24 protein-coding genes are annotated in these 18,199 nt (G+C 69.7%); 15 read left to right on the plus strand and 9 right to left on the minus strand.

Annotated features, from left to right (window positions below):
* Positions 1-7: 7 nt before the first annotated feature.
* Positions 8-907, minus strand: a complete 900-nt coding sequence (locus AB0H50_RS04580) for a bile acid:sodium symporter family protein (protein ID WP_357446612.1) — start codon at positions 905-907, stop codon at positions 8-10.
* A gap of 211 nt (positions 908-1,118) precedes the next feature.
* Here AB0H50_RS04580 and AB0H50_RS04585 point away from each other — a divergent pair, with 211 nt between their 5' ends.
* The 6 genes from AB0H50_RS04585 to AB0H50_RS04610 all read left to right on the plus strand — a co-directional run bounded on the left by AB0H50_RS04585 (position 1,119) and on the right by AB0H50_RS04610 (position 4,765).
* Entirely contained in the window at positions 1,119-2,285 is a 1,167-nt protein-coding gene (locus tag AB0H50_RS04585; RefSeq protein ID WP_357446615.1) for a thiolase family protein, read from the plus strand.
* Positions 2,285-2,422 carry a hypothetical protein gene (locus AB0H50_RS04590; RefSeq protein ID WP_357446619.1) on the plus strand — a complete coding sequence of 46 codons (138 nt, stop codon included), beginning with the start codon at positions 2,285-2,287 and terminating at the stop codon, positions 2,420-2,422. Before AB0H50_RS04585 ends, AB0H50_RS04590 begins: the two co-directional genes overlap by 1 nt.
* A gap of 145 nt (positions 2,423-2,567) precedes the next feature.
* Positions 2,568-3,092, plus strand: coding sequence for a YbaB/EbfC family nucleoid-associated protein (locus tag AB0H50_RS04595; RefSeq protein WP_357446622.1), 525 nt, complete (start codon positions 2,568-2,570; stop codon positions 3,090-3,092).
* Positions 3,082-3,423 carry a WXG100 family type VII secretion target gene (locus tag AB0H50_RS04600; protein WP_357446625.1) on the plus strand — a complete coding sequence of 114 codons (342 nt, stop codon included), beginning with the start codon at positions 3,082-3,084 and terminating at the stop codon, positions 3,421-3,423. The genes AB0H50_RS04595 and AB0H50_RS04600 overlap by 11 nt, the downstream gene beginning before the upstream one ends.
* Before the next feature lie 6 nt (positions 3,424-3,429).
* Positions 3,430-4,383 (plus strand): hypothetical protein, encoded by a 954-nt coding sequence (locus tag AB0H50_RS04605; RefSeq protein WP_357446628.1) that lies wholly within the window; start codon positions 3,430-3,432, stop codon positions 4,381-4,383.
* Between the two features lie 136 nt (positions 4,384-4,519).
* Positions 4,520-4,765, plus strand: coding sequence for a CsbD family protein (locus tag AB0H50_RS04610; protein WP_357446631.1), 246 nt, complete (start codon positions 4,520-4,522; stop codon positions 4,763-4,765).
* 105 nt (positions 4,766-4,870) lie between these two features.
* On the opposite strand, the gene AB0H50_RS04615 is transcribed toward AB0H50_RS04610, so the two are convergent.
* A complete protein-coding gene (locus tag AB0H50_RS04615; protein ID WP_357446634.1) occupies positions 4,871-5,260 on the minus strand; it encodes a MarR family transcriptional regulator in 390 nt (129 codons plus the stop codon).
* 80 nt (positions 5,261-5,340) lie between these two features.
* On the opposite strand from AB0H50_RS04615, the gene AB0H50_RS04620 reads away from it, so the two are divergent.
* The 3 genes from AB0H50_RS04620 to AB0H50_RS04630 all read left to right on the plus strand — a co-directional run bounded on the left by AB0H50_RS04620 (position 5,341) and on the right by AB0H50_RS04630 (position 7,603).
* A complete protein-coding gene (locus tag AB0H50_RS04620) occupies positions 5,341-5,868 on the plus strand; it encodes a DoxX family protein (protein ID WP_357446637.1) in 528 nt (175 codons plus the stop codon).
* Positions 5,869-6,021: 153 nt separating this feature from the next.
* On the plus strand, positions 6,022-6,609 hold the full coding sequence (locus AB0H50_RS04625; protein WP_357446640.1) for a helix-turn-helix domain-containing protein: 588 nt from the start codon (positions 6,022-6,024) through the stop codon (positions 6,607-6,609).
* 121 nt (positions 6,610-6,730) lie between these two features.
* Positions 6,731-7,603, plus strand: a complete 873-nt coding sequence (locus AB0H50_RS04630) for an NAD-dependent protein deacetylase (protein ID WP_357446643.1) — start codon at positions 6,731-6,733, stop codon at positions 7,601-7,603.
* Between the two features lie 100 nt (positions 7,604-7,703).
* On the opposite strand, the gene AB0H50_RS04635 is transcribed toward AB0H50_RS04630, so the two are convergent.
* Positions 7,704-8,252: an SRPBCC family protein gene (locus AB0H50_RS04635; protein ID WP_357446646.1), complete on the minus strand. Its 549-nt coding sequence runs from the start codon at positions 8,250-8,252 to the stop codon at positions 7,704-7,706.
* A 111-nt stretch (positions 8,253-8,363) separates the two neighbouring features.
* Between AB0H50_RS04635 and AB0H50_RS04640 the strand changes: the two genes are divergently transcribed.
* Positions 8,364-8,951 carry a TetR/AcrR family transcriptional regulator gene (locus tag AB0H50_RS04640; protein ID WP_357446649.1) on the plus strand — a complete coding sequence of 196 codons (588 nt, stop codon included), beginning with the start codon at positions 8,364-8,366 and terminating at the stop codon, positions 8,949-8,951.
* On the opposite strand, the gene AB0H50_RS04645 is transcribed toward AB0H50_RS04640, so the two are convergent.
* Positions 8,948-9,274 carry a plasmid stabilization protein gene (locus tag AB0H50_RS04645; RefSeq protein ID WP_357446652.1) on the minus strand — a complete coding sequence of 109 codons (327 nt, stop codon included), beginning with the start codon at positions 9,272-9,274 and terminating at the stop codon, positions 8,948-8,950. The two genes, AB0H50_RS04640 and AB0H50_RS04645, sit on opposite strands and share 4 nt — an antisense overlap.
* Positions 9,275-9,507: 233 nt before the next feature.
* Between AB0H50_RS04645 and AB0H50_RS04650 the strand changes: the two genes are divergently transcribed.
* Complete coding sequence (locus tag AB0H50_RS04650) at positions 9,508-10,596, plus strand: AI-2E family transporter (RefSeq protein WP_357447289.1); 1,089 nt, start codon at positions 9,508-9,510, stop codon at positions 10,594-10,596.
* 37 nt (positions 10,597-10,633) lie between these two features.
* A complete protein-coding gene (locus AB0H50_RS04655; protein ID WP_357446655.1) occupies positions 10,634-11,470 on the plus strand; it encodes an SDR family oxidoreductase in 837 nt (278 codons plus the stop codon).
* Between the two features lie 50 nt (positions 11,471-11,520).
* Here AB0H50_RS04655 and AB0H50_RS04660 read toward each other — a convergent pair whose 3' ends face one another.
* Positions 11,521-12,312 (minus strand): ABC transporter permease, encoded by a 792-nt coding sequence (locus AB0H50_RS04660; RefSeq protein WP_357446658.1) that lies wholly within the window; start codon positions 12,310-12,312, stop codon positions 11,521-11,523.
* A gap of 273 nt (positions 12,313-12,585) precedes the next feature.
* On the opposite strand from AB0H50_RS04660, the gene AB0H50_RS04665 reads away from it, so the two are divergent.
* Entirely contained in the window at positions 12,586-13,122 is a 537-nt protein-coding gene (locus AB0H50_RS04665; RefSeq protein WP_357446661.1) for a hypothetical protein, read from the plus strand.
* Between the two features lie 21 nt (positions 13,123-13,143).
* Here AB0H50_RS04665 and AB0H50_RS04670 read toward each other — a convergent pair whose 3' ends face one another.
* The 4 genes from AB0H50_RS04670 to AB0H50_RS04685 all read right to left on the minus strand — a co-directional run bounded on the left by AB0H50_RS04670 (position 13,144) and on the right by AB0H50_RS04685 (position 16,248).
* A complete protein-coding gene (locus tag AB0H50_RS04670) occupies positions 13,144-13,692 on the minus strand; it encodes a cytochrome P450 (protein WP_357447292.1) in 549 nt (182 codons plus the stop codon).
* A 24-nt stretch (positions 13,693-13,716) separates the two neighbouring features.
* The gene (locus tag AB0H50_RS04675; protein ID WP_357446664.1) at positions 13,717-14,496 is read right to left on the minus strand and encodes a hypothetical protein; all 780 of its coding nucleotides are present in this window, start codon (positions 14,494-14,496) and stop codon (positions 13,717-13,719) included.
* An 88-nt stretch (positions 14,497-14,584) separates the two neighbouring features.
* On the minus strand, positions 14,585-15,139 hold the full coding sequence (locus AB0H50_RS04680; RefSeq protein WP_357446667.1) for a type 1 glutamine amidotransferase domain-containing protein: 555 nt from the start codon (positions 15,137-15,139) through the stop codon (positions 14,585-14,587).
* Between the two features lie 68 nt (positions 15,140-15,207).
* Complete coding sequence (locus tag AB0H50_RS04685) at positions 15,208-16,248, minus strand: Lrp/AsnC family transcriptional regulator (RefSeq protein ID WP_357446670.1); 1,041 nt, start codon at positions 16,246-16,248, stop codon at positions 15,208-15,210.
* Between the two features lie 115 nt (positions 16,249-16,363).
* On the opposite strand from AB0H50_RS04685, the gene AB0H50_RS04690 reads away from it, so the two are divergent.
* Both AB0H50_RS04690 and AB0H50_RS04695 read left to right on the plus strand, forming a co-directional pair.
* Entirely contained in the window at positions 16,364-17,527 is a 1,164-nt protein-coding gene (locus AB0H50_RS04690) for a lactate 2-monooxygenase (RefSeq protein WP_357446673.1), read from the plus strand.
* A 65-nt stretch (positions 17,528-17,592) separates the two neighbouring features.
* The gene (locus tag AB0H50_RS04695) at positions 17,593-18,177 is read left to right on the plus strand and encodes a class I SAM-dependent methyltransferase (protein ID WP_357446676.1); all 585 of its coding nucleotides are present in this window, start codon (positions 17,593-17,595) and stop codon (positions 18,175-18,177) included.
* Positions 18,178-18,199 lie beyond the last annotated feature (22 nt).

Below are 18,199 nucleotides of genomic sequence, written 5' to 3' on the forward strand. Positions count from 1 at the left end.
GCCGCGCTCAGTCGCGCGCGGCCCCCGCGGTCGCCAACGGCCTCTCGTCCCGCCGGATCCTGCGGCTGATCGCCGTACCGGCCAGATAGGCGATGGGCAGCATGACGATGCCGTAGACGCCCGCGGGCACCGCCATCCTGATATCGCCGAGCACGCTGATGGCGATGGTCATCGCCAACGCGCTGTTGTGGATGCCGACCTCCATCGAGCACGCGATGGCCTGGGTGCGCGTGACGCCGAAAGCCTTCGGCACGAAATAGCCGATGCTGAGGCTGGTCACGCACAGCAGCGCGACCACTAGACCGACCGCGGCGAGATAGTCGAGCACGTTGCCCCGCTCGGCCACCAGCGCCGCCAGCGTGACCACCGCGAGGAACACCACCGACACCACCCGCACCGGCCGGTCCATGCGGTCCGCGAATCCTGGCCGCAGCCGCCTGGTCGTCATGCCCGCGGCGACCGGAATCAGCACCAGCGCGAAGACCTGGGCCACCTTGCCGAACTGCAGGCCGATGCCTTCGGTGCCGGGCGGTTCGAAGAAGCCGAGGGCGAAGTTGGCGACCATCGGCATGGTGACCACGGAGAGCACCGAATTCACCGCCGTGAGAGTCACATTCAACGCGACGTCGCCGCGGAACAGATGGCTGAGCAGATTCGCCGTCGCCCCGCCCGGCGAGGCCATCAGCAGCATCACCCCCACCGCGAGCTCCGCGCTCAGCCCCACCGCGAGCACCAGCCCGAACGCGAGCGCGGGCAGCACAACGAGCTGGCAGCTCAGCGCGACCGCCACCGCGCGCGGATACCGCACCACCCTGGTGAAATCGCCCGCCGTCAGGGCGAGCCCGAGCCCGAACATGATGAGCGTCAGCACCATCGGCAGCGCGACGGTGACCGGCCAGCTGTCCACGAACACCTCGTCATGTCGATGCGGCCCACCACCCCGCCGGCCACCGGATCTGTGTAGCCCGATGCTACGGCCGGTCACGGCGCCGCGCCGACTCGGGCGTCCTCGCTCCACGGCCCCGTTCGCGCCGATCGGCGGTCTCCGTTCCATACCGAGGTGAATTCGTGTTAACTTAGCCAAGAATGGCAGTTAACTTAATTGATCGGAGACAGCTATGAGGTCCGCCGTCGTCGTGGACGCCGTCCGCACCCCCTCGGGCAAGGGCAAGGCCGGTGGCGGTCTGTCGGAGGTGCATCCGGCGACGCTGCTCGCGGGCGTGCTCGCCGAGCTCGTCTCGCGCAACGATCTGGATCCGGCGCTCGTCGACGACGTGGTGGGCGGCTGTGTCACCCAGTCCGGGGAACAGGCGTTCAACATCTCGCGCACCGCAGTCCTCGCCGCGGGCTTCCCCGAGTCGGTGCCCGCCACCACCGTCGACCGCCAGTGCGGGTCCTCGCAGCAGGCCGCGCACTTCGCCGCGCAGGGCGTCATCGCCGGGGCCTACGACATCGCCATCGCCTGCGGCGTGGAGTCGATGAGCAGGGCGCCGATGTTCTCGAACGCGCATGGCAAGGACGCCAACCGCGGACCCATCGCCCATCGGTACCCGGAAGGTCTTGTCCAGCAGGGCATTTCCGCCGAGGTGATCGCGGCGCGGTGGAAGTTCGACCGCGCCGCACTGGACGCGTTCGCGGCGCGTTCGCACCGGCTGGCCGCCGAGACCGCGGCCGCAGGCGGGTTCGACAACGAACTGGTCGCGGCGGGCACGCTGACCGCCGATGAGACCATTCGCGCCACCACCACCGCCGATGGCCTGGCCGCGCTGCGCCCCGCCTTCGTCGACGAGCAGTACAAGGCGCGCTTCCCCGAGATCGAATGGTCGATCACCCCGGGCAACTCCTCGCCGCTCACCGACGGCGCCTCGGCCGCGCTGATCATGAGCGAGCAGGCGGCGACCGAGCTCGGCCTGCGCCCGCGCGCCCGCTTCCACTCGTTCGCGGTGCTCGGCGACGATCCGCTGCTGATGCTCACCGCCGTCGTTCCCGCCACCCGCAAGGTCCTCGACCGGGCCGGGCTCGGCATCGACGACATCGACGCCTACGAGGTGAACGAGGCATTCGCGCCGGTGCCGCTGGTCTGGCGGCACGAACTCGGCGCGGACGCCGACAAGCTGAACCCGCGCGGCGGCGCGATCGCCCTCGGCCACCCGCTCGGCGCGTCCGGCACCCGGATCCTGGCCACCCTGGTCAACCACCTCGAGCAGACCGAGGGCCGCTACGGCCTGATGACCATGTGCGAGGCGGGCGGCTTGGCCAACGCGACCATCATCGAGCGCCTCTGATGGAGCTGGACCCCTCCGCCATGCTCAGCACCGGCGACATCGCCGAGATGGTGCTGGCCGTGACCCGGCTGTCGCGCAACGCGGTGGTGCCCAACATCGTGCTGACCCGCGCGGGTGACGGAATCTGGCGGGCGTGACGCCTCGCGCTCGAGATCCCCGAGGAGGTCGCACAACTGGAGGCGTGGGTGAATCCGTAGTGGCCCCAAAGGATTCGATGGAACCGATGTCGCGCTTGTAGCGTCATACCAGTGACGCGACAACTTCGGATCTGAGGACTTCGGTGTGAATTCATTCGAGCAGGAGCAGCTCCGCGCGCGCACTGATGCGCTGCAGGGCCAGGTCGACAACGTGCTTGCCACCTACGAGCAACAGTTGCGGGATATCGCGAACGCGCGAGATGTGCTTGCCGCCTCGACTTCCCAGGGCTGGTCCGACGACAACCTGGTCCGGGTGACCACCAACGCGGCCGGTGTTCCTGTCGACGTGTGGGTAGACCCGGCTGCTTTCAAGCGCTCCGCACCGGAGAAGCTGGCGGCCTCGTTCCTCCAGGCGGCCCAGTTCGCGGCGCGCTCGGCCAAATCCGAGATGGACGCACTGTTGGCGCCGATCACCGCGGCGGCCGCGGAGTTCGCTCCGCCGGAACAGCTCTACGAGGAACTGCCCTTCATCGGTAGGCAGATCGGCGACATTCTGCCCGCCCCGCCCGAACCCGAAGCATCGGCGCCCGCTCCGGAATCGGTGCCACCCGCCGATGACGAGGACGAAGGACCGCATTGGAAGGGACTGGGGGCCAGTCATGGCTGGTAACAACAACTTCAGTATCGATCCCGACGCTGTCAAGGCACAAGCGCCGAAGCTCGCCGAGCTGGCAACCGAACTCGCCAGCGGGCTGTCGTCGCTGAAGTCCGGACTCGACAGCATCGGCCAGGCGTGGGGCGACGACGAATTCGGCGATCGGTTCGCACAGAACTACACCGGTAAGGCCGAAGAGGCGCTGACGGCCATCGATGGCGCCGTGCAGTTGCTTCAGTTTCTCGGCCGGGGCGTCGATGCGACAGGAACAACGTTCCAGAATCTCGATCAGGACTTCAAGGACGCCCTGACGAAGGTCACCGATTACCTGGATGGCGAGGGCTGAGCGACCATGGGACTGGAAATACCCGACGCCCTGAAACCGGTTGCCGCCGTGGTTGTCTACAAATGGCCGGAGACCGACGAGACCGGTCTCCGGGCGGCGGCTGATCGATGGGATCAGATCGCCGACCTCCTGGACCAGGTGAACGATCTCGGCGATGACGTCGTCAAGGTCGTACTGGCGAACACCGAAGGCGAAACCCACGACGCTATCGAGGCGTTCTGGAAGACCGTCGGCGGCGACGGCGGAACGTTGCAGAGTACCGCCGAGTTCTGCAGGGAGCTGGCTTTCGTCCTCCGGGTGATGGCGATGCTCGTCCTCGCGGTGAAGCTGTACATCATCTCGATGCTGGTGTTCCTCGCGATCCAGCTGGCGGCGGCGGCCGCGGCGGCGGCACCGACGTTAGGAGCAAGCCTGGCCGAGGGCGCCGCGGTCCAGGTCGCCGTCCGCACGGCGATCACACAGGCGCTGAAGAAACTGATCCAGGAAATCGGCGTCAAAACGATCGTCATCGGCGCTGCGATGGGGGCGGGTATCAAAGGGGGAATGGAAGTCGGATTCCAGTCGCTCGAGATCAAGCTCGGAGTCCGCGATGGTTACGACGGCTTCTCCATCGCCTCGAAGAGCATCCACGGTGCGATCTCCGGTGCCGTCGCGGCCCCGGTCAAGAAGTTGCTGAACGACAGGGGCGTCAGTCTCACGGGTAACCCCCTGGGCGACAAGGTGGTGAACTCCCTGATCGGCAGGAAGGTCGGCAAAACAGTTGCCAACATGACTTGGGGCGAGCAGGAAGGCATCGGGGAGCGGGCAACGGATGACGCGATCGACTACACCCGGAATGAGATCGTCGAGTCGCTGACGGAACCGTCGAACGATTCGCAGCCCGGCAACGGACAGAACCCGAGCTCCCCGAAACCCTCGACCGCGGATCAGGGCTCGAGCCTCGATCTGCCGGTTCAGTAGATCGGTGTAGTCGTCCGCCGAATCCGGGCTGGGCAGTCGCCGGAATCTGGCGGGCTCGGTGCCTCGCGATTGAGGCTCTCGGGACCGGGTATGCGGCCAGTGTCAGCCGATAACCGAGATTTCGGAGGTAGACATCGTGTCGAAGCACGAAAGCGGACCCCGCGAAGGTGTCAAGGGCGTCGTCGAAGACGCCAAGGGCAAGGTCAAGGAGGCCGCGGGCGTCGTCACCGGCAACGAAAACCTGGAACAAGAAGGCCGCGCTCAGCAGAGCAAGGCCGAGTCGCAGCGTGAGGCCGCCCAGAAGGAGGCCGCCGCGGAGAAGGCGCGGGCGGAAGCCGGCATCGACGAGGCGCGCCAGAAGGCGCACCAGCGCGGCGACTGATTACTGACGTATCACGAGCGGGCGGGTTCTTCGGACCCGCCCGCTTTCGTGTGCGCCGCGCTCAGCGCGCGGTGAGCCGGTCGGCGACCGCGCCGAGCCCATCGGCTATCGGGCCGGAGTGAGGACATCGAACAGCGCTCGGCGTACGGTGGCGAGGTGCCCTGGAGCAACCTGCTCCAATCGGCGCCGTCCCGCGCGGGTGCGGACGGCGACCGCGCCGCGTTCGTCGCATCGGGCGGCAGCGCGGCGGACGAATCCGGCCTTTTCCAACTGCGCGACCTGATAGGTCAGCCCGGTCTTCGACGTGTAGAGCGCGTCGGCGAGATCGGTCGTGCGCCGTCCGCCGTTCGGCGCGGCGGACGACCGGACCAGCGTCTCGTACTGCGTGCGCGATGGACCCTCCCGCCTCAGATGCTGCTCGATCTCGCGGTTGACCAGGGCCCCGGCCGCCAGGAATCCGTGCCACGCGCGCCGCGGAATTCGACGACGTTCCATCGAGCTCGGCTCAGCACCGACAACCCGGTCCGGCAACCGAATCCACGTCAGCAGATCGGCTTCACAGAGAGGACCCCGACATGACGACCACAACAGCACCGATCAGGGCAGCCGCCGTGAGCACGCTTCCCACCGACCTCGGCCTGCTGGTGCTACGCCTGACGGTCGGCCTGACCATGGCCGTGCACGGTTCGCAGAAGCTCTTCGGCTGGTTCGACGGAGCCGGGCTCGACCGCACCTCCAAGTTCTTCGCCTCGCAGGGCTACCCGGCGAGCGATTTCTTCGCGGTCGTCGCAGGCATTACCGAAGGCTTCGGCGGCCTCGCGCTGGCCCTCGGCTTCCTCACGCCGCTCTCCGCGGCCGCCGTACTCGGGACCTTGCTCAACGCGCTCGCCGTCCGGTGGGGCGACGGGTTCTTCGCCCCCCAGGGCGTCGAGTACGAGCTGCTGCTCATCTTCTCCACGGTCACCGTCGCGCTGGCCGGTCCCGGCCGCTTCGCCGTCGACAGCCTGCTGCCCTACCTGCGGCCCTACCGGCTGGCGTACGGCATCGCATCGATCGCGCTCGCCCTGATCACCGCGGGTGTGGTGCTACTGATCCGCAACTGATCCGTGCCGCGTTCGCGAAAACGCCCGGCGTACAAGGCCGGACGCGCCAGCCTCGGGATACAGCTGTATCGGAAGCGGTGCGATGACGCGGCCGACGTACTACTCGTCGTAGAATCGCCGCCACCGATTCCAGGAACGACGAGGCGAGGGTACATGGTTGATCCGCGGGCGACCAACGAGGATCTGACCGCGAAGGCGCGGATCAGGAACGCCGCCATGGACCTGTACGCCCAGTACGGCGCGGAACGGGTGTCGTTGCGCGCGGTCGCGGCCGAGGCGGGTGTCACGCTCGGGCTCGTCCAGCACCATTTCAAGACGAAGGCGGGCTTGGAGGCCGCGGTCGACCAGTTGGTCGTCGACTACTTCGGGCACGCCGTCGCGTCCGCGCCGGTGTCGGGCACCACCGCGCAGGTCGCCGCCGCGCGGGACGAGGCGGTGCGGCGGATGCTGGCCGACAACCCCGCGGTGGTGAACTACGTCCGGCGCTCGGTGCTCGAGCCCTCCGGAACGCGGATCGACCTGCTCGAGTCGCTGGTCGAGCTGACCCGCAGGGAGGTGGTCGGGCTGCGCGAGACGGGCGTGGCATCCACCGACCGGCGCGAGTCGACGCAGGTCGTCTCGGTCCTCATCCGCCAACTCGGCGAGCTGCTGCTCGCGCCGTTGATCGAGGCGGTGTGGGAGCGGGTCGCCGGGCCGGGCGAGGCCGGGCCACCCCGGTTGAGCATCACGGTCGAGGACTGAACGCTCCACCTCCGCTCCGGACGGACTCGCGCGGCCGCGACTCCGCTGCGACCTCCACCTTCCCCGCGGCCATGCGCGGGTGTCGGGCGTACCCCGTCCTGCTGCGCCTACGATGCGTGTCATGTCGCGCAGCACGTCGCACGATGCGGAGCTGGAGCGGTTGTCCGGGGTGCTGGCCGGCCGCCGGGTCGCCGTGCTGACCGGCGCGGGGATCTCCACCGACAGCGGCATCCCCGATTATCGCGGCCCCGATTCCCCGCCCCGCAATCCCATGACCTACCAGCAGTTCGTCGGGGATGCCGTTTTCCGGCAACGGTATTGGGCGCGCAACCACGTCGGGTGGCGCCGGATGGACGCCGCCCGCCCCAATCGGGGGCACCGCGCACTCGCCCGGCTGGAACGCCTCGGCGTCGTCACCGGGTTGATCACCCAGAACGTGGATCTGCTGCACACGAAGGCGGGCCACCGCGAGGTGATCGACCTGCACGGCGTCTACGCCCGCGTGCGCTGCCTCGAATGTTCCGCGCTGATCTCTCGGATGACGCTGGCCGACCGGCTGGAGGCGGCCAATCCCGGCTTCGCGGAGTCGGCCACCGCCACCGGCGTCGAGGTGGCGCCCGACGCCGACGCCGTGGTCGCCGACACCGGCAGCTTCCGCATGGTCGACTGCGCCCGCTGCGGCGGCATGCTCAAGCCGGACATCGTCTACTTCGGCGAGAACGTCCCGAAGGACCGCGTCGCCGCCGCTTTCGACCTCGTCGACGCCGCCGACGCCCTCCTCGTCGCCGGATCCTCGCTCACCGTGATGTCCGGTCTGCGCTTCGTCCGCCGCGCGGCCGCCCACGGCCGTCCCGTGGTAATCCTCAACCGCGGCCGGACCCGCGGCGACGATCTCGCCACGCTGCGCATCGACGCGGGGTGCTCCGAAATTCTCGAAGCATTGGCTCGCCACTACGCGAACGAGCCCGCACCCATGGCGACCGAGTCGAGGTAGCGGCCGCGTCGGCTATGCGGCAGGCGCAAACCGTTGCCACCGAGGGTGACTCGGAGATCGGCACGCCCCCGATCACCAACCCCGGAGCGCCTTGGTTCGGCTAACCAGCGGCAGAAGCCGTTGTCACCGAGACGGACTCGGAGGTCGGCGCGTCGGACCCCATCGCGCGATCGGCGACCCAGCGGAGCAAGCGCACCGCAGGACTCCAGCGTGCGGGCCGCCGGACCGACCCGGTGAGGGCGTGTTCGGCGCGGTCGAAGCCGTCCTCGAGGCACGCGTCGTGCATCCAGCGGTAGGCGAGCGGCCAGGTCAGCCGGGCTGGGCCGCGGGCGTGCATGGCGAGCAGGTGGATCATGTCGACGCCGCCGTCGGGAGTCGGCCGCACGGTGAGTTCGTGGAAGCCGTCGAAGCCGCGCGGACCGGTGAACCGGAAACGGACCCACCGACCGGGCTCGTAGTGCTCCACCCGATAGCGGACCGGGCCGTGCCCGCCGTCCGCGCCGACACCCAGCGGGCGGTCGAAGCGCATGGGTGGCCACGCCGGGGCGGGCCAGAGCCGGTCGTCCTCGCTCGCCAGCGAGTCGAGCAGCGAGCCGGCCTCGGCCGCCGACGCGGCGAGGTGGCGGACGTGAATGTTGATGACGGCCATGGTTTTTCGCTCCTTGTTCAGCCGTATGTGGCGTCCGGGATCGCGGTGGCGACGCCGATGGCATTTTAGAGAATTGTCTCTAAAACAGAATTAGAGCATATCCTCCAATACATGGGAAGACCACCGAAGCACGACGCCGATCGGCTGCTGGACGCGGCCGCGGAACTGCTCGCCGCGGGCGGGCCCGCCGCGGTCACCATGTCGGCGGTGGCCAAGGCGGTCGGCGCGCCGAGCGGGTCGGTGTATCACCGTTTTCCGGACCGGCCCGCGCTGCTCGCCGCGCTGTGGTCACGCACGCTGCGCCGCTTCCACGAGGAACTGCTCGCGGTGTTGACCATCGAGCGACCCGAGGAGGCGATCCGCCGCAGCGCGCGGGCGACCCTCGACTGGGCACGACGAAACCCCCGCGATGCGGCCGTGCTGCTCGCGGGGGCTGGGGAGTTGGGTGAACGGGACTGGAGCAGGCAGGCGCGGGACGACAACGCGCGGGCCAACGCCGCGATCCAAGACGCGGTGACCGACCTGATCGCGCGCACCGGTGACACCGGCGCGCAAGCGACCGACCAAGTGCTGCTTGCCGTCGTCGACCTGCCCTACGCCCTGGTCAGACGGTATCTACTTGCCGGGCAACAGATCCCGCCGCACGCCGCCGATCTCGCCGAGCAGGCCGCGGCGGCGCTGATCGGCGCGACCGGCTAACGACCGAGAGCGCTCTCCAGTTGCTTCTTCGTCATATGGGAGCGGCCCTTGATGTTGCGCTTCTTGGCCTCGTTGTAGAGCTGATCCCTGGTCGGCCCCTTCGGCCCGCTGCGGCCGGAGCGCTGCCCGCCGCGCCGCTGCGGCGACATGTCCTCGAGCGACGAGCGGCTCGCGGTCTTGCTCTGGCCCGCCTGGGCGCGGTTCTTGTTGACGGTGCGGGCCGCGATCTCCTTGGCGCGCTTGGTACTCGCGCCACGGTCCTGCGCGGAATCCTTGATGTGCTCGTACTGCCGTTCCTGTTTGCCGGTCCATTCCTTCGGCATGACACACACCTCCTCTGTCGATCGGATATCCGGGAAACGCGTCGGAAACCGGAAGAGGCCGCTTCGTCGCCACCGCGACCCGTAGGCGACCGGCCTCGTCCGCCGCGTCGTGCGAGACTGGGCCGGTGAGCGCGTCAGCGAGTGGAAGGCAAGTCGTGAGCGAGCAGGACAAGCCCACCGCCGGGGACGACACCGGCAAGAAAGAGGCGATCGCGCTGCGCGAGCGCGGGGGCATGATCGGGATCGGATTGCTCTGGCTGGCGAAGTGGTCGCTGTGCCTGGTCGCGATCGCCGCGGGCGCCTGGGTGCTCGGCTGGATCGTCGCGCGGCTGTGGGTGGTGATCCTGCCGATGGCGCTGGCCGTCGTCGTCGCGACCGTGCTGTGGCCGCCCACGCGGTGGCTCACCAAACACGGTCTGCGGCCGGGCTTTGCCGCCTCGTTATCACTGCTCGGCTTCCTCGGTCTGCTCGCCGGTGTGATCGCACTGATCGTGCCCTCGGTGGTGGATCAGGCACCCGAGCTCGCCGATAAGGCGACTGAGGGCGTCAACCGAGTGCGCGAATGGCTGCAGGGCCCGCCGCTGAACATCCGCGACGAACAGCTCGATTCCGCGGTAGACGCCATCGTGTCGCGGTTGCAGTCCAGCGCCGAGCAGATCGCGACCGGCGTTTTCAGCGGAGTCACCACCGCCACTTCGGCGCTGGTCACGCTGTTCCTGGTGCTGGTGCTCGCGTTCTTCTTCATCAAGGACGGGCCGCGCTTCCTGCCTTGGCTGCACAGCGTGACCGGGACCCGCGGTGGCAGGCACTTCGAGGAGGTGCTGCGCCGGATCTGGTTCACCCTCGGCGGTTTCATTCGCACCCAGGCGCTGGTCAGCCTGATCGACGCGGTATTGATCGGCGCGGGCCTGGTGATTCTCGGCGTCCCGCTGGCCGCGGTGCTCGCCGTGCTGACGTTCATCGGCGGCTTCATCCCGATCGTCGGCGCCGTCGTCGCGGGCGCGCTCGCGGTGCTCGTCGCGCTGGTCGCCAACGGCCTGACCACCGCACTGATCGTGCTCGGCATCATCCTGGCGGTGCAGCAACTGGAAGGCAATGTGCTGCAACCGGTGTTGCAGAGCCGCACCATGAAGTTGCACGCGGTGGTGGTGCTGCTCGCGGTGACCGCGGGCGGCTCGCTGTACGGCATCATCGGCGCGTTCCTCGCCGTGCCGGTCGCCGCCATCGTCGCGGTGGTGCTGCGGTACGTGGGCGAGCAGATCGACGAAGCCTGCGCGCCGCCGCCGGAACCGGAAGACGACGCGGCCGAACCCGCGCGGTGACGCCCGCGCCGCACATGGTTGTGGCACCGTTGGTCGCATGAAGACGATCCTGATCACGGGGGCGACGTCGGGCATCGGTCTGGAAGCCGCGCGGCAACTGGGCGAAGCAGGCGATCACCTGATACTCGTCGGACGCAATCCCGAGAAACTCGACCGTGCCGCGCGACTGGTCCGCGAGGCGGGCGCGGGGCGGGTGGACACGCTGGTGTGCGATTTCGCGAGTCAGGCCGCGGTACGCGAGCTGGCCGCGACGGTGCTCGCCCGCTACGACCACCTAGACGTGCTAGCCAACAACGCGGGCGGCTACTACCCGCAGCGTGTGATGACCGACGACGAGGTCGAAGCCACCTTCGCGGTCAACCATCTCGGCGGCTACCTGCTCACCGAGATGCTGCTCGACCTGCTGCGGCGCAGCGCCCCCGCGCGCATCCTGTTCACCTCGTCGGTGATGCACTACGGCGCCAGCCTGGATGTCGACGACCTGAGCCTGGCGCGCGGCTACTCCGGTGAGAAGGCCTACAGCCAGTCCAAGCTGGCCAACATCCTGTACGTCCGCACGCTCGCGCGGCGGCTGGAAGGCACCGGCGTGACCGTCAACGCCTTCCACCCCGGCGCGGTGGCCACCGGAATCTGGGACACGATGCCGTGGTGGGGCAGGCCATTCGCGGCGGTCGCCAAGCGTGTGTTCATGATTCCCGCCGCGGAGGGCGGGCGCAGGCTCACCTATCTGGCCTCCGCGCCGGAGCCCGCCGAGCACAGCGGACGCTACTTCCAGGACAACGAATTGAAGACGCCGTCGCGCCGCGCGCAGGACGACGTGCTCGCCCATCGGCTGGACGTGGTGAGCGCGCGGCTGGTCGGGCTCTCCGGCTAGGCCCTGTCCCGGCCGTGCGGCTGTTCGGTGCGGCGATTCACCGGCGTCGGCTACGAGAAGCCCGGCGGCTTCGACGCCGACGCGTCGCCTCGATCGCCCGCCCGCCGTCGTGTGACGCGGCGGCGGGCCACGAGTTCGATGGTGACCGCGACGGCGCACGACTGGGCGAGCAGCAGACCCGAGAGCACCAGGATCTGGACGGCGCCTGCCTGGATGGCCGAGCCGCTCGCGATCAGCACGCCGACGAACGTGCCGGGCAGCGTGACCAGTCCGACCGTGCGGGTCTGATCCACCCCGGGCAACAGCGCGTCGGTGGCGGTCGGATGGATCACCTCCAGCCGCGCGTCGCGCTCGGTGAAGCCCAGGCTGAGCGCCGCTTCGACCTCGCCCCAACGCTGTTCGACGGCATCGAGGGCGCGGCGCGCCGCCAGCGAGGTCGCGGTCATGGCGCCGCCGAGGACGATCCCGCCGACCGGCACCAGCGCCACACCTGCCATCGGGACCACACCGCTGAGCAGCATGGGCGGCAGCACCGCACCGACACCCGCGCCCAGCGCCAGCGCCAGCCACGGAGCGGACTTCACCGCGCCCGAGCGCCGCGCCGAGGTCACCACCGCGGCGACGAACATGACGGCGAGCACCAGGATCGCCGACCACAGGCGCGCCAAGGCGGCCGCCAAGACGAGCGCGACAGCCGCCAGCTGCAACGCGCCCCGCACCGCCGCGCGGGGCGCCACGAACGGCGAACCGAGCACCGCCACCCGGTACACCACGGCCGCCGCGACCGCCATCGCGACGCACAGCACCGCCAGACCTAGATCGGGGCGTATCTCCGCGTTCATCGACAGTGGTCCGTGTCGAAGGGATCGGCGCTCACCATCCGACGATCACACCACGACGCGGCCGAAGTGCACGCGCCGAACGAGGGCGCGCGGGCCCCTGCCACCGGCCGTCGCCGCGGATTACCATGCAGTGAGTGCTCGAAGAGCACGCGCTGACACTCGATCGCCCCGGACGTCCGCCGCACGGGCAACGGGGTTCCGTCGATCGGCGTCCGGACCTGGGCAGCGTCGCCCCTCGCCGATCGTTTCGTCCCCGCATCCGGAGGAGGACGCATGTCCTACCCGCTCCCCGCGAAGGTCTGTCTCACCGGCCAGGGTTGCCGCTGCCCTTCGGTCACCCTGTTCCTCGTCCCGGAACCGCTGATGCCGGGCGGGAACATCCTGCACCTGCTGGAACAGGCGACCGTCGACGATCCCGACGCGCCGCCGAGGCCCGACGTCCCGCTGGTCGAGTCGCTCGAGACGCCCACTGTGCCCGGCCGCTCCGAACCGCCGATCCACGCCGAACTGCGCCGGTGCACCACGCACCTGCCCGACCCCGAACGGCTGCACGCGATCCTGCACGACCACCTGATCATCGATCCCTTCGGACTCGATCTCGGCGACCGCGCCGAGGTGACCCGGCTGGCGCTGCTCCCCGAGCGCCGCATCGGCTTCCGCCGCGGCGAGGACTTCCAGGCCGATTCCATCCGCCAAGCCATGCTCGCGGTCTACCGGCACTTCGATCTCGACCAGCGAACGCCCCTCGTCTACCACGGCTTCGCGGACCCGACCACCGGCTGGTTCGAGCTGCGCACCGCGGCCGCCTGACCCCGCCGCGGGCTTGCGCGGTCACCTGGCGCGGGTAACCGCGGGCGTGATCGCGAAGTCGAGTCCGAAGTGGTTGAGTGTCAACGGCAATGGGCTGTGCGGCGACAGCTCCGGGGTGCAGCGGAGGTGGCAGTCGGCGGCCTCCACGAGGTGCGCGAGCAGGGTGCTGGTGGTGAACAACACCAGGTTGCGCCCCGGGCATCCGGCCGGGCCCGCGCTGAACGGAACGAGCTGCGGATACTGCCGCTCGAGTCCTTCCAACCAGAGATCCGGGACGAACCGGTCGGCGAACGGCAAGGATTCCTGATCACGGTGGAACGCGGGCACGACGATCATCAGGGCCGCGCCGCCCTCGATGGTGAACCGATCGGCGCCCGTCCGCCAGAGGGTGTCCTCGGTGATGTCACGCAGGATGACCGGCGTAGTCGGCCAGAGCCGCACCGACTCCAGCACACAGGCGCGCAGATAGTCGCGGGTCTGCGGAGTGTGCGGATCGACCGCGTCGGCGGTCGCGCGGGCGTGCTGATCGGGGTGGGTGGCCAGCAGCGCGAGGGCCCGGCTCGCGGCGATGCCCGCCGCGTCGAAGGCGAAGAGTCAGTGCGGAATCTGGCCGACCGGGTCGACCGCGGCGCCGGCTTCGGTCGCGGCCAGCGCGCCGACGAGACTGTCCGGATCGGCCGCCTCGGCGTAGCGGTAGAGCCGCTCGGTGAAGCGGTCCCTCCGCTTGCGGAGCGGTAGCGCAAGGAACGACCAGTTGGCGGCCGAGCGCAGCTTCCACAGCTCGTCGGTGATCACCTCGTCGTCGCGTCCGCGCCTGCCGAGCACCAGGCGACGGACCAGCCGCCACCAGTCGGCGGTGAACTGGTCCGCGTCGAGATGTCCGCGGCGCAGCGCGGCCGCCGTCAGGTCGCGCGCCTCGTCGGCGATGATCTCGGCGAACGGTCCGGCGAGGCGATGCAGCGGCGCCGAGGTGTCCAGCGCCGCCTCGTTCACCGCGCGTCGCTGCGCGCGCACCGGCCCCTCCGAGAGCAGCACGCCGTGCGGCTGGAATTGGCGCAGCGCGGCCCGCTTCTCCCGATTGGCCGGATCGAACGGCCGCGGCGCGCCGTCCAGCACCATGCCGACGTCACCAGGGTCGAGCACGACCACCACGCGACGTCCCGGCAGCACCAATTCCACTGGACCCGCGCCGAATTCGTCACGCAACCGACGCATGCGCGCCACCGCGCGACGGTCGGCCTTAACCCGCTCCAGCACCTCCATAACGCCGCGTCTGCGAGCGATCACCCCCGAGGCGATCGATGCGAAACCCAGATCGGCCAGCGTCGCGAGCGCTCGCGCGCCCACCAGCCGATTGCCGTGATTGCCTGCCATACAGCCTCCTCCCGCGTCACTGCCCTCGTCAGGGCCGATGTCGTGCGCGTACCCGGCGCCGCACGGCCGAAACGAGCAGGCCGCCGCCCTACCCGCGCAGCTCGGTGGAGATCGCGCCGACGAAATCCGCCAGATCGCCGGGATTGCGCGAGGTGATCAGCGTCCAGCCGCCGTCGGACGAGCGCACCGCCGGCTCGTCGACCCATGCGCCGCCCGCGTTGCCGACATCGGTGCGCATCGAGTGGTACGAGGTCAGTGTCTTGCCCCGCACCAAGTCGGCCTCGACGAGCAGCCACGGTCCGTGGCAGATCGCGGCGATCGGCTTGCCCGCACCCGCGAAATCCTTGGCCAGTGCGACGGCGCGATCGTCGACGCGCAGTTTGTCCGCGTTCACGGTGCCGCCGGGCACCACGAGCACGTCGAAGTCGTTCACGTCCACCGCGTCCAGCGCGGCATCCGGCGAGATCGCCTCGTCCTTGTCCACGTCGTGCCGGAAGGTTTGCACCGGTTCCGATTTCGGCGCCGCGTGCGTGACCTGAGCGCCGCGTTTGCGTAGTTCGTCGCGCGGCACCAGCAGTTCGTCGTGCTCGACGCCGGTATTGGAGGTCAGCACCAGCACCCTGGCGTCGTCCAGTTCAGGCATGGGCAACTCCTCTCTCGATTCGACAAGCCCTCCCCCGGTCGCATGCCGCGATTCGCCTCAGGTAAACCTCACGCGGTGGCGGCGGGCTCGCTCCAGATGTCCGCGCGCACCACGCGCCTGCTGCGGCCGCGCGGGTCGAGCAGGTGCCCGAAGAGTTTGTCGTGGCGCAGGGTGACGGTGCGTTCCGCGATGCTCAGGGCGGGGTGCGCGGCCGCGAGCCCGGCCTCGAAGCGCGGGATGTCGGCCAGGCTGTGCAGGTTGGCCTGGATCAGCAGGTTGTGACCGCCGCTGATCGCGGCGCAGTTGCGCGTCTGCGGGAGCCGGATGATCGCGTCGCCGATCTCGGCCAGCTGATCCGGCGGCGCGTCGAGCCACAGCGTCACCGCGACCGGCCACCCGCCGAGCGGACGCGCGAAATCGCAGCGGAACTGGAGCAGTCCGAGCCGGGTCAGCCGCTCCAGCCTGCGCTTGACGGTCGAGGCGGAGGAACCGACGGCGGTCGCCAAGGACTGGTGCGAGGCCCGGCCGTCCAGCGCGAGCTGAGCGAGCAGCGCCCGGTCGGCGTCGTCGATGCGCACCGCGCGCACCGGAACCGTCGGCTGCGGCGGCGGAAGGTCGAGTTCGGCGCGCTGGTCCGGTGCGAGCGCGTCGATGCGCCAGCGGCCGCCCTCGGTGAACATGTGCGTGACGATCCTGGCCCGCACCGCCGCGACGTGCGGGACGGCGGGCAGCACGTCCAAGGTGTAGCGCGACATGTCGGCCAGGTCGCGGGCGGCGACCGTGGCCAGCAGGTTGTAGGTGCCTGCGCAGCGCTCGACGGTGACCATGTGCGGGTGCTCGCACAGGCTGCGGCTCACCGCGGCCGCCGCGTCGGCGGTGCAGCCGATCTCGACGTAGGCGATGGTGATCTGGTCGAGCAGCCGCGGGCCCGGCGAGGGACTCACCCAGGCCGCGCCGCGCCGCGTGAGCCGTTGCCAGCGGCGGGCCACCGTCACCGGGTCGACCCCGAGCGCGTGCCCGAGCTCCGACCAGGAACCGCGCGGCCGCAGCTGCAACGCGTTGATCAGGGCGAGCTCGTCTTCGCTCAGCAGTGCGGCGTCATCCTGCATTCGCGCATCCCATCGTGCCTGATTCCTGCATTCTAGTGTCTTCGAGTGAACGGCGACCCATGCTTTTCTCCCGGTGGCGCGGTGCGGCGCCGTAGACGAAAGGGCAACCGAATCCATGGCTTTCGCCGATTACCAGAGCGAGATCTACCTGCGCGGGCTCGGCGGCGTGCAGCCCGCGCTGCCCATGTCGTTCGCCGAGCTGGAGGAAAGGGCTCGCGCGGCGCTGCCGCCTTCGGTGTGGTCGTACGTGGCGGGCGGGGCCGGTGACGAACGCACGCAGCGCGCCAACGTGACCGCGTTCGACCGGTGGGGACTGATCCCGCGGATGTTCGTCGGCGCCGCCGAGCGCGACCTGTCGGTCGATCTGTTCGGGCTGACGTTGCCCGCGCCGGTCTTCCTCGCCCCGATCGGGGTCATCGGGCTGTGCGCCCAGGACGGGCACGGTGATCTGGCGACCGCACGCGCCGCGGCGCGCACCGGCATCCCGATGGTGGCGTCCACGCTGTCGGTGGATCCGCTGGAGCAGGTGGCAGCCGAAATGGGCGATACGCCAGGCTTTTTCCAGCTGTACACGCCCACCGACCGCGACCTGGCCGCGAGCTTGGTGAAGCGCGCGGAGCAGGCGGGCTACAAGGGCATCGTGGTCACGCTGGACACCTGGATCACCGGTTGGCGCCCGCGCGATCTCGGCGTCTCGAACTTCCCGCAGCTGCGCGGCCACTGCCTGGCGAACTACTTCACCGATCCGGTGTTCCGCGCCGGACTGCCCGGCCCGCCGGAGGAGCACCTCCAGGCCGCGGTGCTGCGCTGGGTCCAGCTCTTCGGCAACCCGCTCACCTGGGCCGACCTGCCGTGGCTTCGGGAACTCACCACGCTGCCGCTGATCGTGAAGGGCATCTGCCATCCCGACGACGCGCGGCGCGCGAAAGACGCAGGCGTGGACGGCATCTACTGCTCCAACCACGGCGGCCGCCAGGCCAACGGCGGCCTGCCCGCCCTCGACATGCTGGCCGAGGTGGTCGACGCGGCCGACGGCCTTCCCGTGCTGTTCGATTCCGGCGTCCGCGGCGGCGACCACATCGTGAAGGCGCTGGCCCTCGGCGCGACGGCGGTCGGCATCGGCAGACCCTACGCCTACGGTCTCGCGCTCGGCGGCGCCGACGGAATCGTGCACGTGCTACGGGCACTGCTCGCCGAGGCGGACCTGATCCTGGCCGTCGACGGCTATCGGGGTCTCGCCGAGCTGACCAGAGACGCCCTGCGTCAGGTCTCGGTCTGAGCGGCCCTTGACTTCAGGTCCACCTGAACTCGCAGTCTGAGGGTCGACCTGGAGAAAGGGACGAGATGACTGGGTTCGGAGAACAGGAAAGCCGCGGCTACGACCGGCGTGCCAGCAAGCTGCTCGGCGGTCTGTACCGGCACATCGCCGACGAGGTGGCCGCCTCGACCGGGACGGGTGCAGCGGTGCTCGACGTCGGGACGGGACCGGGATTGCTGCTGGCCCACCTCGGCCGCAGGCGACCGGATCTGCTGCTGCACGGGGTGGATCTCTCGCCGCACATGATCGCGCTGGCCCGCAACAATCTGGCCGAGCACGCCGCCGAACTCTCGGTGGGCGACGTGGGCGCACTTCCCTACCCGGACAACAGTTTCGACCTCGTCGTGTCGAGCCTGAGCATGCACGAGTGGCCGGATCCGGTCGCCGCCGCGGCCGAGCTCGAGCGGGTGCTGCGCCCGCGCGGGACGCTGGCCCTCTACGACTTCCGGTTCGTGCGCGACGCGTCGATGCGGTCGGCGTTGGGAGCGCGTTTCGCGGCGCCGACGGTGCGCAGGAAGGTCGTGCGTCCGCGCGGGTACCCGATCGGGTTGTACGCCCAGTGGACGGCGCGCGCCGCTCGAGCGACGCGGCCGTGCGGCGACGCAACCTGATCGAGTGACGCATAGGGTGCTG

It is taken from the genome of Nocardia sp. NPDC050793 (genome assembly GCF_040654065.1).
Lineage (GTDB): Bacteria > Actinomycetota > Actinomycetes > Mycobacteriales > Mycobacteriaceae > Nocardia.

What these genes read in the sequence shown, in the direction of transcription:
- AB0H50_RS04585 (WP_357446615.1), top strand. Translation starts at nt 1,119, where the DNA reads ATGAGGTCCGCCGTCGTCGTGGACGCCGTCCGCACCCCCTCGGGCAAG.
- AB0H50_RS04590 (WP_357446619.1), top strand. Translation starts at nt 2,285, where the DNA reads ATGGAGCTGGACCCCTCCGCCATGCTCAGCACCGGCGACATCGCCGAG.
- AB0H50_RS04600 (WP_357446625.1), top strand. Translation starts at nt 3,082, where the DNA reads ATGGCTGGTAACAACAACTTCAGTATCGATCCCGACGCTGTCAAGGCA.
- AB0H50_RS04605 (WP_357446628.1), top strand. Translation starts at nt 3,430, where the DNA reads ATGGGACTGGAAATACCCGACGCCCTGAAACCGGTTGCCGCCGTGGTT.
- AB0H50_RS04615 (WP_357446634.1), bottom strand. Translation starts at nt 5,260, where the DNA reads ATGGAACGTCGTCGAATTCCGCGGCGCGCGTGGCACGGATTCCTGGCG.
- AB0H50_RS04620 (WP_357446637.1), top strand. Translation starts at nt 5,341, where the DNA reads ATGACGACCACAACAGCACCGATCAGGGCAGCCGCCGTGAGCACGCTT.
- AB0H50_RS04625 (WP_357446640.1), top strand. Translation starts at nt 6,022, where the DNA reads ATGGTTGATCCGCGGGCGACCAACGAGGATCTGACCGCGAAGGCGCGG.
- AB0H50_RS04630 (WP_357446643.1), top strand. Translation starts at nt 6,731, where the DNA reads ATGTCGCGCAGCACGTCGCACGATGCGGAGCTGGAGCGGTTGTCCGGG.
- AB0H50_RS04635 (WP_357446646.1), bottom strand. Translation starts at nt 8,252, where the DNA reads ATGGCCGTCATCAACATTCACGTCCGCCACCTCGCCGCGTCGGCGGCC.
- AB0H50_RS04640 (WP_357446649.1), top strand. Translation starts at nt 8,364, where the DNA reads ATGGGAAGACCACCGAAGCACGACGCCGATCGGCTGCTGGACGCGGCC.
- AB0H50_RS04645 (WP_357446652.1), bottom strand. Translation starts at nt 9,274, where the DNA reads ATGCCGAAGGAATGGACCGGCAAACAGGAACGGCAGTACGAGCACATC.
- AB0H50_RS04650 (WP_357447289.1), top strand. Translation starts at nt 9,508, where the DNA reads ATGATCGGGATCGGATTGCTCTGGCTGGCGAAGTGGTCGCTGTGCCTG.
- AB0H50_RS04655 (WP_357446655.1), top strand. Translation starts at nt 10,634, where the DNA reads ATGAAGACGATCCTGATCACGGGGGCGACGTCGGGCATCGGTCTGGAA.
- AB0H50_RS04660 (WP_357446658.1), bottom strand. Translation starts at nt 12,312, where the DNA reads ATGAACGCGGAGATACGCCCCGATCTAGGTCTGGCGGTGCTGTGCGTC.
- AB0H50_RS04665 (WP_357446661.1), top strand. Translation starts at nt 12,586, where the DNA reads ATGTCCTACCCGCTCCCCGCGAAGGTCTGTCTCACCGGCCAGGGTTGC.
- AB0H50_RS04675 (WP_357446664.1), bottom strand. Translation starts at nt 14,496, where the DNA reads ATGGCAGGCAATCACGGCAATCGGCTGGTGGGCGCGCGAGCGCTCGCG.
- AB0H50_RS04680 (WP_357446667.1), bottom strand. Translation starts at nt 15,139, where the DNA reads ATGCCTGAACTGGACGACGCCAGGGTGCTGGTGCTGACCTCCAATACC.
- AB0H50_RS04685 (WP_357446670.1), bottom strand. Translation starts at nt 16,248, where the DNA reads ATGCAGGATGACGCCGCACTGCTGAGCGAAGACGAGCTCGCCCTGATC.
- AB0H50_RS04690 (WP_357446673.1), top strand. Translation starts at nt 16,364, where the DNA reads ATGGCTTTCGCCGATTACCAGAGCGAGATCTACCTGCGCGGGCTCGGC.
- AB0H50_RS04695 (WP_357446676.1), top strand. Translation starts at nt 17,593, where the DNA reads ATGACTGGGTTCGGAGAACAGGAAAGCCGCGGCTACGACCGGCGTGCC.